The following is a 12858-nucleotide window of genomic DNA, read 5'->3' as shown; positions in this document are numbered from 1 at the left end:
AGGCTCAGCGCCCCTGCAGCAGCTCTGCGGCCTGGTCCAGCACTGCCAACGGCGTGTCGGTCTTGTGGATGTCCGCCGACAACAGCTGACGGAAGCGCCGAGCACCTGGGAAGCCCTGGCCCAGGCCAAGGATATGCCGGGTAATGTGATGCATAGCGCCGCCGCTTTCCATATGCGCGACGATATACGGGCGCAGCTTGGCCATCGCTTCGGCGCGGCTGATCACCGGCTCGCTGCTGCCGAACAACTGCTGGTCGACCTCGGCCAGCAGGTAGGGGTTGTGATACGCCTCGCGCCCCAGCATCACGCCATCGAAGGTTTCCAGGTGCGTGCGGCACTCCTCGAGGGTCTTGATCCCGCCATTGAGCACCAGCTCCAGGTCCGGGAAGTCCGTCTTCAGTTGCGCCGCCACGTCATAGCGCAGTGGTGGGATCTCGCGGTTCTCCTTGGGCGACAGCCCTTCGAGAATGGCGATGCGCGCATGCACGGTGAAGCTGCGACAGCCCGCGTCGCGCACCTGGCCGACGAAGTCGCACAGTTCGGCGTAGCTGTCGCGGCCGTTGATGCCGATGCGGTGCTTGACCGTCACCGGAATGCTCACGGCGTCCTGCATCGCCTTGACGCAATCGGCCACCAGCGCCGGGTGGCCCATCAGGCAGGCGCCGATCATGTTGTTCTGCACCCGGTCGCTGGGGCAGCCGACGTTGAGGTTGACCTCATCGTAGCCGGCTTCTTCAGCCATGCGCGCGCAGGCCGCCAGGTCCGCTGGCACGCTGCCACCCAGTTGCAGGGCCAGCGGGTGCTCGCTGTCGTCGTGGCGCAGGAAACGGTGGGCGTCGTTGTGCAGCAGGGCGCCGGTGGTGACCATCTCGGTGTAGAGCAGGGCGTGTTTGGAGAGCAGACGCAGGAAGAAGCGGCAGTGGCGGTCTGTCCAATCCATCATCGGCGCAACGCTGAAGCGGCGGGATGGCTCGGGGCGCAAGGAGGAAGCGGCTTGAGATTGCATATGTCTGGGGCACGAACTCAGCGAAGCCAGGCGGCGGGTCCCGCTGGCAGGCGATGGATAGGTTGATGGGCGCCAGTTTACCAAGCATGGTGGGATTCGTCCGGTCCGATTGGCGATTAAGGTGCCGGCCGGGGGGGAAGTGTTTTTGATCGTGTGTTGGCAGCCAGGTGCAGGGCGGTAGCCATGCACCGCATTCAAGATCGAGCGCCGCCCGCGCGGCGCATCGCGGATGAATCCGCTCCTACATTTGTTGCAACGTGCCTATGCCTGATAGGCCATGGTTGTTCGCCTTGTTTGTACGACGCGATTTTTCGGCTGGCGCCAAGGCAGGCAACTATGGCCTGACAGATGCGGCACGTTGCAACCGATGTAGGAGCGGATTCATCCGCGATGCGCCGCGCGGGCGGCGCTCGATCTCCCAGGCGCTGCAACCCTTTCGTCAAACACCTCGAAAAAACAACGCCTTAATGCTTCATCCCCAACTCCGCATCATCCATCAGCGCCTTGGCCAGCGCGCTGAGGTAATACGATGCCCAGATCAGCTGAGGCTTGTCCTCCATGATCCCGGTGATGGTCAGGTCGCACACGCAGCCCATCAACTCCGAAGCCTGTTCCCGTGCGTGCTGGCAAGGGATGCCGGGTTCGATGCAGAACAGCGGGTCGGTATGCTTTTCACCCTGGTAGAACTTGGTCTTGCCCACGGTGGTGTGGGGCGTGGTGTCGTCTGTGCTCATGACTCAATCTCCCTGAAGTGCTGGGTGCCTGGCCTGGCCCATTCGCCGGCAAGCCGGCTCCTACAGGCGATTCGCGCCCCTTGTTGGAGCCGGCTTGCCGGCGAACAGGGCCCGCCAGGCAACTCACGACATACCGGCTTAATGCAACGTGCGAGGCTCCACCTGCGGTATCTGCACCTGAATCAACGCCGATTCGAGCAGCACTCGCAGCGCCTCCATTTCATGCATCGCGGCCATGACCAGAATCGACACGGGCGACTTGGGATGCAGTAGAACAGCCTGATGCGCCACGGTCTGCGCGCACAGGGCGTACTCCGTGGCCTGAATGATGGTGTCTTCGAGGGAGTGGTGGTTGTGGGGTGGATCGGGGACGATCTTTAACATAGCAACTTCCCTTTGGTGGTGCGGCCACCTGCCTGCTGTCAAACGGTAGGGTGGCAGCTGTACGTGGGTTGACAGACCGGCGGAAATTGCAAAGTTCCGGCGCACGCAAGCGTGCCCGCACGTACAGCTGCCATAAAGGTTTAGCTGCATGCAATTTGCCGTCACAGCCTGTCAAAGCTGTATCGTTGATGTGCAACGACAGGCCGAGACTAGAGCCCCACCAGGGCGACCGCAACGGAAAAAAGGCGGCAGCAGTATGTTTGGGAAATGGACTACAAGGAAGCGGTTAAGTCTGATTTTCGCCAGAGGCGAGTGAGCGTCTTGGGAGGAAATCAATGATGTTTCAGCGCGCAGTGTCGCCTGCGCGACCGGCTGGCTACTGCTGATCTGCGGTTGTCAGTCCTACTCGATGCCGGAACCGTTGCCGCCTCGGGTGATGACAGTGGGGTGCGAACGCCTGCCGACACCGGAGGCTTGGTGGATGGAGCCGTATGCGCCCAACTTGACCCAGCGCATGCTCGGCGAATTGTCGCCATCACCGATGAAGGTGATTGAGCAGTGATCGCGCTGAAGGCCTGCCAGGCCTACGTGTGTGAAGTGACCCGCTTGTAAAGAGGTACCGAAGTCAGGGCCCCCTAACGGAAAGGCCCCTGATTGAGAGTGTTGTCCTTCCTTTTTATTTTTTTCGTTTGTTAAATCAACTTAACAGATCTGCGATCAGACAAAGCTAAAGAAAAATTCTTCACGCCTTATTTGATAATAGCTAAATTTTAAAGCCATACTTTAGTTCCCGTTCCTTGAAGGCCGTAACTCCGCCTTCAAGGATCTCGCATACATGCTGGCGGATGCCCTGAGATCTCAATGGGCCGCCTGTCAGCGGTGCCTCATAAGAGCACTCTAAGCTTCCACTGAAATATTCGAATCGATAGTTGTCTACAGTGGTATCCGATTGTTGGCCTGCTTGGTTCGCTACAATTACGCACTCCGCATCAGCTGCTACCACTAGGTTCGCGTTGTGAGTGACCATAATTATTTGGCGTTTTCTTTTTTTCTGCCTGATAAAATCTTTCAGTTGGTCGTAAATAGTTCTGTTATCTAAGTTATCTTCTGGTTGGTCGATAAGAATTGGATGTGATGCGTTGCTTAAGTGTAAAATCAAATTTAATAGCACCAATCCACGTTTGCCTGGTGACATGGTTGCGATATCATCGCTTTTATAATGAACAACATAGTTTATATAAAAGCAATCGCTATAAAGCTTTCTAATTACTTCAATGTCTTCTATGCCTTTGCGAGTCGCGGGAATATTGATCTTTTTGATATAGGTAGAGTGTGTATTTGTGATGCGTTCTGCATGGGTTTCGATATTGAAGTTTAGCTCGCCCGTGGGTAGTAGCAGATCACCTAATAAAGTGCTCATATTACCGCGCCGATCAAATAGCAGGGAGAACTCGTTGAATTTATCCTCGTTCAGCATGACTTCTGCTGATACCGCAATGTCGTCTTCAAATTGATAATCCGGCTTTGAGGTTTCTTTAGCATAATCGTAATAGGTTTGTATAAGTTGGGTGTATAGATTGGTTAGCTCTTGCTTGCAATCTAACCCTTGTGTTTTTATTGATGTTTGTTTCTCGGCAATATCATCTAGCTGTTTTAGCTTTGCTTCCTCTGCTTTTAGCTTTTTGGTTGCAAGGTCAAGTGTTGCTTGGTCAGTAATTTTAATTAAAAGAGGTTGAAGCGCTTTGTCGATCTCGCGGGATTCAGTTGCTATTTTTATATTTAATGCTGGTGTGTTTTGAATGCTGTGAGATAGTTCTTGCTTAAAGTTTTCAACTGTGCACAATAGTTTTCGCTCTAAAGAGTCCAGGGCATTGCTTGCAAAGGTTGACTCGCTTGGCAGATCTATATCAGCAAGTATTGAGTCTTTAAGGGTTTCGATTTGGGCATTAAATCTACTCGTGACAGAAGCGGTTATCTGCTGACACCCAGTCTCAATTTTGGAAATAATAGCTTCCCGCTTATCAAGGCTTGATTTGCGAGTCGAAAGACGCTTGTATTTCTGCTCCTCTAAATCGGAGAAGCCGGATTTTTCGCGCAAAGTTTTAATTTCAGTTTGCAATCTTTCAATCTCGGCCGTAATAGCAGGTCGCGTTCCAATTGCCTCTGCCTCCTTATTTAGAGAGCTGTACTTGGCTCTAAGCTCAAAAAAAGAGTCGATCTTTTGATTTATATCTTTGTTGGTTGTAACTATTTTTCTTTCTTGGTTTTCAGAAAAATGTTGAAATGTTGAGTTTTGTAGAAGTATGTCCTGCACTAGCGTGTTGAGCTGGGATCTTCCATCTTCCTCGGCGAGATGGTTAATATAGAGCTGAGGTATATATGTTATGGGCTTTTTTTCTGAGGTTTCTGAAAGCCGGCTAACATCGCCGTTAGACCAGTGCACTTCAAAGTCAAGAGACGGTAATCCCGTGTAAGTCGACGCCTTAGCTAACTGTATTTTACTGTCAACTTCTTCTGCATTTACCGCTTTGGCAATATGATAGAGTAATAAAGATTTGCCGGAAGATTTCCCTCCTATTATCGTATTCAGATCCGGATTGAGTTCTTGCCATTCCTCGTTAAATAGCTTTTGCTGTCCATTGTTTATGAAGCGAACTTTTTCAATGGTCTGGTACGGGCTTTTTTGCTGCGGTGAGAGCTCTTGTATCGCAACCCTTGAGCTAGGATCGTAAATCACCTGTTTTAAGCCTGAAAAAGTTAAATCACCTTTGATCCATGTATGTCTATTTTTGGCGGGGTTGAATAGCTCATCCCATTTATGTGCGTCGGAGCCCCATAAACAAGCTTTAATTGCTCCAAACTCTTTTATGAAGGAAGTTTTTTCTTTGCCGCCAAGAAAGAATGCTGCGGTTTTTTGATTTGACGAAAATATGAAGTGGGCCTGTTTTATAAGGTTTTTGCGTAAATTGTGTCCCTGTGAGTTCCAGTTGACATCGCTAAGGTCTTCGTCGCACGGAAGAGCTGTCAGGTACCTTTCTCTAAAAAAAGCATTCTGATTAAGAAGTCTCGAAATTTCATCTTCATCTACAGATGCGCACATCATTCCAACGAATAATGCGCTACCACTTGTTGCGAATGGTGGGTGTTCTGCAATCAAACGCTGACCCAGTTCTTCAAGATTAGATCTTGTAAGTGGACGGCGCTCAATTTGGCTGCCAACGGTAGCATTGAAAAAAATCTGGATCTGCGAAATGAAATCGCTTTCAATTTTTTCTACAGGTATTTCATCGGATAATAGAACGTGGTAGTTGACCTTTCGATTCCAGGAAAGATCGGCTTCTTTGCCAATAACCAATTTGTTAATTCGGAACTCTATATTGGGAAATACTTTGATTTCGTTAATGGCAAGAAGAGTTTGGGTATCAAAAAGTTCCTGCATCTTTTCAGGGTTGTCTAAATAATTCTGTCTAAGAATCTTGTACCCTTCTGGTAGATAATAATCGGTAACACCAATTGCGCTAACTCCGGATGCAATAGCTCGCGTGAAGAGTTCGGTTACATATCTGTCCCAGTCTTGGCCAAATTCATTTCTGAGCACAGAGGCAGGGGTGTGCACGTGAAGATCCCATTTGCGCCATTCCGATCCTTTTGGGTAAGTCTTATTCACTTCAAATCATCCATTTAGAGTTGCAAGCTTTCGAGTTTGGCTGTTTTTTCTACTTACAGTGCGGGTAGCATTGAGCCATCAATGCTATTGAAGCCGATTTCGAGGCGCCTGCATATGTGAACGTTGCTTGGGCGGGCATTTCTCTAGAGATGGTGAAGAATGATCCGTGCGACAGGGACGCGGGTTGGCAGGCGTCTGCTACCCACCTGTAGAAACATTGCGCGAGCTCTTATTCCTTCGAGCGCGTCACCTAGACGGTATCGTCGATACTAAAATCTTAAAAACTGTTAGATAGATAATTTATCTATAAATCAATGATTTACAGGGCGCTAACTGTTAGTGTCATTCAGATATTCAGACGGCTGTGTGATCGCCAGGTCGTACGATGCGAAGCCGTTCGTGAGGATGGGGGAGCCCTACTTTCAGGCGAAGGAAAAACTTCGCCGGCATGGCATTGTGGCCTTCTCGTCGAACTACGCGCTGTATGGCGACATGAGCGAGCGGGTCATGTCACTGATCGAATCGATGGTGCCGGCGGCCGAGGTCTATTCGATCGATGAGTGCTTCGCCGATCTCACCGGCATGACGGGCAGCCTCTCCCAGCTCGGCCGGGATGTGCGCGCCAAAGTACTGCGCTGCACGGGCATTCCTGTTGGTGTCGGGATCGCCCGCACCAAAACCCTGGCGAAGCTCGCCAACCACACCGCAAAGCGCTTGCAGGCGCAGACTGGCGGTGTGGTCGACATCACAGATGACTTCAAGCGCGACTGGGTGCTGCGTAACACCGAGGTGAAAGAGGTGTGGGGCATCGGCCGGCGGATGACGGCGCACCTGGAAGCCATGGGCATTCGCACGGCGATGGAGCTGGCCAAGGCTGATCCGAGGATGCTGCGCGACAAGTTCAGTGTGGTGGTAGAGAAGACCGCCCGTGAACTTGCCGGCACGCCATGCCTTGAACTGGATGAGGCAGATCCACCGAAGCAGGAGATCTGCTGCAGCCGGATGTTCGGCAAGCGCCTGACGGAGCTGACGCCGATCAAGCAGGCAGTGGCCACCTACACGGGCAGGGCAGCCGAAAAGCTGCGAGCCCAGGGCTCGTTGTGCAAGCGGATGCGAGTGTCGATCCGCACCGGCATGTTCAACCCTAACGAGCTGCACTTTGCCAAAGGTGCGCTGGTCGACCTGCCGTATCCCACCAACGACACCTTGCTACTGACTCGGGCGGCAACTGAGGCTGTGGAGCGTGTCTACCAGTCCGGTTACCGATACAGCAAGGCCGAGGTGTTGCTACTCGATCTGCGGCAGCCTGGTGAGTTCACCGACGACCTGTTCGCGGTGACCCAGCCGGTGACTAGTTGCCGGCTGATGTCGGTGCTTGATGAGATCAACGACCGGTATGGCAGGGGAACGGTGCGGGCAGGGAGCGTCCCCCGCACCCCCTATTGGGGGATGCGTCGGGAGATGATGAGTCAGTCCTACACGACGCGGGTCGACCAACTTTGGATCGTATCCGCGAGCTGAACGCTCGCGGCGACTGGCGCAGAATTGGGGCGAGTCGCACACCATTGTATGCCCAGCCATCTTTTAAACTGTGGTCCCAACAGAAACGAGCTGGTTATTAGAGTTTGAGTTTGTCGTTATTTTGTTCGGCATTTTCAGACATTATCTCAATGACTAATAAGTCATCATTATTATGCCCGAGCGATGTTAGTAGGGCAGGTAAGTTGTCTCGATTTTGCTCGCCTAGTAAAAGGTCGCACATCCCTATCATAGTTGCACAAGTGTTTAGGATTTCTAAGGTGGTAAGGGAAAAACCGAAGACGCCTTTGTCTGGTGATAATTCTTTTGTAAGACGCTCTAGGTGGTTGGTGTGTGTGTCGAGTTCTTTCAAAAAGTATCTGTCTTGAACGCTGTATGTGTGCGCAATGGCTGGAAAGTATTCCTCTAGCAAAGGGGTTTTGAAACCTGTCGGAAAATTGTGGCCGGAAGGAAGTTTTTTTATGATAAGAATGTTTAAAATGCTGACGCATTCTTTGATGGCAAGCTGCATTGAGTGCCGAGCTCGATGGACGTCTTCGCTAATGCATTTTTTCTTATTTTTTAGCGAGTTTCGATCTTTCCACCAATCTCGCGTTTGATTTAATAAAAAGCCAATAATAACTCCTGCTAGCGCACTCCCGTAAGGGAGCAATGTCTCAATTATAGGTTTTGCTGCATTGTTGGATTTTATGTAGGTCAGGCATTGCTGAAAAGATTCGATGTCCATTATTATGTCGGCTGCTATGGTTATAATGAATATGATTATCGCGCATGGTTTAAAATTCATCCCCCTAGGCTAAATGGCAGCGTCGAAGGCTCGGCCGAAACTAGGCGATCGCAACGGGTTCAGTATTCTTCGCGGCATCGATGTCGATATCATTCTCGTTCAGCGGCTCTGTGTCCTCAGTAAGGTCAGCTAGTTCTATTGCTCCCTCACTTAGTGAAAGTTTGATCTTTTTATTTCTTAAGGCGTTATCGAGGGCGTTGCAGACGTCGATCCATCTTTTAGCCCATTCTAAGTTCTCGGCTTTATTGGCCAAATCCTTTACGAATGCCGCAAAGCTCTTTTTGGAGCCGTCTTTTAATTCGAAGGCTTCCAGCTCGCCTGAAACATCTACTGAGAAGTCAGAGAACCAATTTGGATGGGCTGTTTTACATTTGCTGATCCAGCTGTCTGGGAACAAAGCCTCGATTGGAAAGCCCTTGCGTACAGATATGAAGTCGTCGTTCGGCTGGAATGGGATATCTTTCTGGCCAAAATACTGTTGTAAGTTTCTTCGCTCCCGCTCTCCCGCAGGATCCCCGTCAAAGACAGATACTACACAGGTCTCACTTCTGATGAACTCCCAGGTGGCCCGAAGAAATCCAGCTAAGTGAGTTACGCCGCCATAGTCTAAATAATGGCATTCACTTGACCGTAGATGAGATAGAGGGTAGTCGGCTGGGTCCAGTATTTTCAAGATCCATTCAAGGTACTCCCTGTCTGAAGGACCTTCCAGTAGTACATTTAATTGGCCAAGATTGAAGAAGTCTGAGAATTTTACGCCGATGGACTTGCGGATGGCTTCAGTTGATTCTCTATAGGTTTTATATTTGGAAATCAATGATTTGTTACCGTCGGACCGTGTCACGCCCGCCGTAAGGGCCGGGTTTTGCGGGACGAAACTAAGTGAGTGTGTGGTGATAACTACAAGGCTTCTGGATTGCAGTCTCGCTAAGAGTCGTTTGCAGACAGTATTGAGTGTGGGGTGTAAAAATGCCTCAGGCTCTTCAATGAGCCAGATAACCTCCAGTCCGCCATCTACTTCTTGCTGAGTGATCCAGTCGAATGAAGACAAAATTGCTGTTGACTGAATGCCAACTCCTTTTTTGAATACAGATGTTTCATTGGGGTCGCGCAGTTTAAACTCGAAGCCGCTTAGTAAGTCTGTGAGAGCTTTGTTGGGCATGTCGAAACGAACGGAAATATCCGGAAGTCCACAGTCTTTGAGCGCTGATGTCAAGCTGGAGGCGGTGGTTGCCAAACTGTTTTCGATTTCTTTAACTTTGTTTTCTAGTGATTTGGAAACGTGTTTTTTGATGAAGGGGGTGAGAGGTTCTTGATAAATATTTTCAAATGACTTGTTTGATGGAACATAATGGCATACAAAGCTGGCTAATAGCTTTTGCACTAGATCCCGTTCTTTGCGTGAGAAAGCAGATTTGCCACTGGCATCCGTAGGGCGTTTGGAGTTGGGGAAGAATCGATATGATGGATTGGAAGTTGTAGTGAAGGTAAGGTAGAGGTGGATCTCGTTGTCGTTGACGTATTCTGCAGCTCCCTCCGCTTGTAGCATTCCTTTCAGTTCGGCGAGTAAGTCATAAATCGCCTTATCTTTACCGGCACTGTCGCCGGTGAAGACACCCACGAGGCTTGTTTGTCCGGAACGTTCACCGAAGGTAAGATCATGCTCTCGGGAATAGGCATGTACGTTTTCATAGCCGGTAAACAACATTTTTATAGCTGTTAAAATATTAGTTTTACCAGCGTTGTTTGGCCCCACTAAAGTCATTCCACGACTCAAATCCACCGTCTGCTCATTGGCAATGGTTCGATAATTTCTGATACGGATTCCAGAGAGCTTCATCACAGACCTCTTCTTCATTCGTTACCCGAATAGTGGCACAGTGCCCTGCATGTGCGCCATCGGCACACGCCAAAAACCACCGCAGGCCTGGATATGAGCTTTCGACCCATGATGTTTGATTGACCGGCCGATCAAAAAGCGATGTCTTTTGTGCCGGCTACCATGAAGGATCGAACTCGCCAGGCCGTGATCGATGCAGCATAGAGTGTCTAGCAGAGCCAAGGCGACACTGGGGCTTTTATGACTGTCGTCAAAAGATTTGGTTGGTAAAAAATTGGTACGGATGGATTTATGGCGCTAGAGATTACGCGGAAATCAAAGGCTGATAGAAGTACCCGCCCAATCCATCATCGGCGCAACGCTGAAGCGGCGGGATGGCTCGGGGCGCAAGGAGGAAGCGGCTTGAGATTGCATATGTCTGGGGCACGAACTCAGCGAAGCCAGGCGGCGGGTCCCGCTGGCAGGCGATGGATAGGTTGATGGGCGCCAGTTTACCAAGCATGGTGGGATTCGTCCGGTCCGATTGGCGATTAAGGTGCCGGCCGGGGGTGAAGTGTTTTTGATCGTGTGTTGGCAGCCAGGTGCAGGGCGGTAGCCATGCACCGCATTCAAGATCGAGCGCCGCCCGCGCGGCGCATCGCGGATGAATCCGCTCCTACATTTGTTGCAACGTGCCTATGCCTGATAGGCCATGGTTGTTCGCCTTGTTTGTACGACGCGATTTTTCGGCTGGCGCCAAGGCAGGCAACTATGGCCTGACAGATGCGGCACGTTGCAACCGATGTAGGAGCGGATTCATCCGCGATGCGCCGCGCGGGCGGCGCTCGATCTCCCAGGCGCTGCAACCCTTTCGTCAAACGCCTCGAAAAAACAACGCCTTAATGCTTCATCCCCAACTCCGCATCATCCATCAGCGCCTTGGCCAGCGCGCTCAGGTAATACGATGCCCAGATCAGCTGAGGCTTTTCCTCCATGATCCCGGTGATGGTCAGGTCGCACACGCAGCCCATCAATTCCGAAGCCTGTTCCCGTGCGTGCTGGCAAGGGATGCCGGGTTCGATGCAGAACAGCGGGTCGGTATGCTTTTCACCCTGGTAGAACTTGGTCTTGCCCACGGTGGTGTGGGGCGTGGTGTCGTCTGTGCTCATGGCTCAATCTCCCTGAAATGATCGGTGCCTGGGCGAGCAGGTAGTCCAGCAATCAGCTACACAGCATCTGCCGCGCAGCCACGCCGATCCCCTGTGGGAGCCGGCTTGCCGGCGATGAGGCCAGCCCAGGCAACCTATGGCTAACACCTTAATGCAACGTGCGAGGCTCCACCTGCGGCATCTGCACCTGAATCAACGCCGATTCGAGCAGCACCCGCAGCGCCTCCATTTCATGCATCGCGGCCATGACCAGAATCGACACGGGCGACTTGGGATGCAGCAGAACAGCCTGATGCGCCACGGTCTGCGCGCAGAGAGCGTACTCCGTGGCCCGGATGATGGTGTCTTCGAGGGAGTGGTGGTTGTGGGGTGGATCGGGGACGATCTTTAGCATCTTCTTATTCCTTTGAGGGCTGCCACCTGTCTGCTGTCAAACAGAAGGGTGGCAGCTGTACGCGGGTTGACAGACCGGCGGAATAAGCAAAGTTCCGGCGCACGCGAGCGTGCCCGCACGTACAGCCGCCATCAAGGGCTAGCCGCATGCTTAATACCGTCGCGGCCTGTCAAAGCCGGTCGCTGAACACCAGCGACTCGCCGAGACTAGAGCCCTGCCTGGGAGGTCGCAACGGAAAAAAGGCCGCAGCAGTATGTTTGGGAAATGGACTACAAGGAAGCGGTGAAATCTGATTTTCGCCACTTAAACCGTGGTCACTTCACGTGGGGAGTCTTCGCTACGGCCTGCAACGGTAAGATAACCAGCCGTCATCCCCGAAAAGGACATCGCCATGCTGCCAGCCAAGGCCTGTGCCGTAGTGCTCTCATCCACGCCGCAGCCGCTAATCCTTCTGTTTCGCCACCCCTTGGCCGGGGTGCAGCTGGTGAAAGGCACCATCGAACAGGGCGAAGCACCGCGTGAGGCGGCTTTGCGCGAATTGGCGGAGGAGTCGGGTATCCATGGCGCAACGATCAAGGATGACTTGGGTTGCTGGGCATCCGGACACCTTGATCAGGTCTGGTCGTTCCACCTGTGCCAGGTGCAAGCGGCACTGCCTGAGCATTGGTCTCACCAGACCCTGGACGACCATGGCCACGTGTTCGAGTTTTTCTGGGCTCCACTCGATCAGTTGCCCTACGCGGACTGTCACCCAGTCTTTCAGCGAGCGCTGGCCCATCTACACCAGGCACTCGCCTAGCCAGCGACCTTCAACCAAGGCCACCGCTCCCGATAGCTGTCGGCCTTGCGCCTGAACAGCACCGGCTGCGGGTTCCGGGCATTCATTCTCAGCACGTCGTCTTGCAGGTCTTCGAGGCCATAGGTGCTGTACAGCTCACCCGTGCCGACTTCCACGCCCAGGCAAGTGGAGCAGATGAGGTAGCGGTCTATCCCCTCGGTCACCGACTGCAACGGCGGATAGTGCGCCCCGAACTTGGCTTCATACCAGAGATGAACCCTGGCCTGGTTGCGCACTTCCACATTGACCCCAAGGTGCTCGCAAGCGTCACGCACCCGGGCGATCACCCGGTCCTCGGCTTCCCACGACAGGTCTTCATCGAAATAGGCGATGTCGTAGTCCTTGATGCCCCATTCGGCCGCTCGGCCCGAGCGGACGTTCCAGAACGTCTGGAACAGGCAGCCTGCCGTTAGCATGCAGTTGGGCAGGTCCAGTGTGGGCAGCAGCGCGAGCAATGCGCGATTGGTGGCGTTTTCCAGTGCGATGTCCAATACGCGCGCGTGGGTCAGCGAAACCATGTC

The 12858-nt window shown here is 52.4% G+C and carries 10 protein-coding genes and 2 pseudogenes; 3 read left to right on the top strand and 9 right to left on the bottom strand.

Features of this window, described 5'->3' with window-relative positions:
* Nucleotides 1-4: 4 nt before the first annotated feature.
* The 3 genes from dusA to JYG34_RS17535 all read right to left on the bottom strand — a co-directional run bounded on the left by dusA (nucleotide 5) and on the right by JYG34_RS17535 (nucleotide 2124).
* Nucleotides 5-1006 carry a tRNA dihydrouridine(20/20a) synthase DusA gene (dusA, locus tag JYG34_RS17545; protein WP_213657627.1) on the bottom strand — a complete coding sequence of 334 codons (1002 nt, stop codon included), beginning with the start codon at nucleotides 1004-1006 and terminating at the stop codon, nucleotides 5-7.
* A gap of 464 nt (nucleotides 1007-1470) precedes the next feature.
* Entirely contained in the window at nucleotides 1471-1740 is a 270-nt protein-coding gene (locus tag JYG34_RS17540; protein ID WP_011534789.1) for a DUF3077 domain-containing protein, read from the bottom strand.
* Between the two features lie 138 nt (nucleotides 1741-1878).
* Nucleotides 1879-2124: a hypothetical protein gene (locus tag JYG34_RS17535; protein WP_213657626.1), complete on the bottom strand. Its 246-nt coding sequence runs from the start codon at nucleotides 2122-2124 to the stop codon at nucleotides 1879-1881.
* Between the two features lie 322 nt (nucleotides 2125-2446).
* Between JYG34_RS17535 and JYG34_RS26360 the strand changes: the two are divergent.
* Nucleotides 2447-2679 (top strand): annotated as a pseudogene (locus JYG34_RS26360) (lysis protein); the annotation flags it as partial.
* A gap of 208 nt (nucleotides 2680-2887) precedes the next feature.
* Here the strand turns inward: JYG34_RS26360 and JYG34_RS17530 are convergent.
* Nucleotides 2888-5791 (bottom strand): TrlF family AAA-like ATPase, encoded by a 2904-nt coding sequence (locus JYG34_RS17530; RefSeq protein ID WP_213657625.1) that lies wholly within the window; start codon nucleotides 5789-5791, stop codon nucleotides 2888-2890.
* A 354-nt stretch (nucleotides 5792-6145) separates the two neighbouring features.
* Here JYG34_RS17530 and JYG34_RS17525 point away from each other — a divergent pair.
* A pseudogene (locus tag JYG34_RS17525) lies at nucleotides 6146-7312 on the top strand (DUF4113 domain-containing protein); the annotation flags it as partial.
* A 97-nt stretch (nucleotides 7313-7409) separates the two neighbouring features.
* On the opposite strand, the gene JYG34_RS17520 reads toward JYG34_RS17525, so the two are convergent.
* The 4 genes from JYG34_RS17520 to JYG34_RS17505 form a co-directional block, all read right to left on the bottom strand.
* Entirely contained in the window at nucleotides 7410-8057 is a 648-nt protein-coding gene (locus tag JYG34_RS17520; RefSeq protein ID WP_213657624.1) for a hypothetical protein, read from the bottom strand.
* A gap of 100 nt (nucleotides 8058-8157) precedes the next feature.
* Entirely contained in the window at nucleotides 8158-9957 is a 1800-nt protein-coding gene (locus tag JYG34_RS17515) for an ATP-dependent nuclease (RefSeq protein WP_213657623.1), read from the bottom strand.
* Nucleotides 9958-10835: 878 nt separating this feature from the next.
* A complete protein-coding gene (locus tag JYG34_RS17510) occupies nucleotides 10836-11105 on the bottom strand; it encodes a DUF3077 domain-containing protein (RefSeq protein WP_011534690.1) in 270 nt (89 codons plus the stop codon).
* A gap of 148 nt (nucleotides 11106-11253) precedes the next feature.
* A complete protein-coding gene (locus JYG34_RS17505) occupies nucleotides 11254-11499 on the bottom strand; it encodes a hypothetical protein (RefSeq protein ID WP_213657622.1) in 246 nt (81 codons plus the stop codon).
* Between the two features lie 391 nt (nucleotides 11500-11890).
* Between JYG34_RS17505 and JYG34_RS17500 the strand changes: the two genes are divergently transcribed.
* On the top strand, nucleotides 11891-12298 hold the full coding sequence (locus JYG34_RS17500) for an NUDIX hydrolase (RefSeq protein ID WP_213657621.1): 408 nt from the start codon (nucleotides 11891-11893) through the stop codon (nucleotides 12296-12298).
* Here the strand turns inward: JYG34_RS17500 and JYG34_RS17495 are convergent.
* Nucleotides 12295-12855: a nucleotidyltransferase family protein gene (locus JYG34_RS17495; protein ID WP_213657620.1), complete on the bottom strand. Its 561-nt coding sequence runs from the start codon at nucleotides 12853-12855 to the stop codon at nucleotides 12295-12297. The two genes, JYG34_RS17500 and JYG34_RS17495, sit on opposite strands and share 4 nt — an antisense overlap.
* Nucleotides 12856-12858 lie beyond the last annotated feature (3 nt).

The sequence above is a fragment of the Pseudomonas entomophila genome (genome assembly GCF_018417595.1).
Taxonomy (GTDB): domain Bacteria; phylum Pseudomonadota; class Gammaproteobacteria; order Pseudomonadales; family Pseudomonadaceae; genus Aquipseudomonas; species Aquipseudomonas entomophila_C.
This window is presented reverse-complemented; position numbering and strand designations above follow the sequence as displayed.

Excerpts from the sequence above, each read along its gene's own strand:
- JYG34_RS17495 (WP_213657620.1), bottom strand. The coding sequence starts at position 12,855 with ATGGTTTCGCTGACCCACGCGCGCGTATTGGACATCGCACTGGAAAAC.
- JYG34_RS17515 (WP_213657623.1), bottom strand. The coding sequence starts at position 9,957 with ATGAAGCTCTCTGGAATCCGTATCAGAAATTATCGAACCATTGCCAAT.
- JYG34_RS17505 (WP_213657622.1), bottom strand. The coding sequence starts at position 11,499 with ATGCTAAAGATCGTCCCCGATCCACCCCACAACCACCACTCCCTCGAA.
- dusA (WP_213657627.1), bottom strand. The coding sequence starts at position 1,006 with ATGCAATCTCAAGCCGCTTCCTCCTTGCGCCCCGAGCCATCCCGCCGC.
- JYG34_RS17540 (WP_011534789.1), bottom strand. The coding sequence starts at position 1,740 with ATGAGCACAGACGACACCACGCCCCACACCACCGTGGGCAAGACCAAG.
- JYG34_RS17520 (WP_213657624.1), bottom strand. The coding sequence starts at position 8,057 with ATGGACATCGAATCTTTTCAGCAATGCCTGACCTACATAAAATCCAAC.
- JYG34_RS17500 (WP_213657621.1), top strand. The coding sequence starts at position 11,891 with ATGCTGCCAGCCAAGGCCTGTGCCGTAGTGCTCTCATCCACGCCGCAG.
- JYG34_RS17510 (WP_011534690.1), bottom strand. The coding sequence starts at position 11,105 with ATGAGCACAGACGACACCACGCCCCACACCACCGTGGGCAAGACCAAG.
- JYG34_RS17535 (WP_213657626.1), bottom strand. The coding sequence starts at position 2,124 with ATGTTAAAGATCGTCCCCGATCCACCCCACAACCACCACTCCCTCGAA.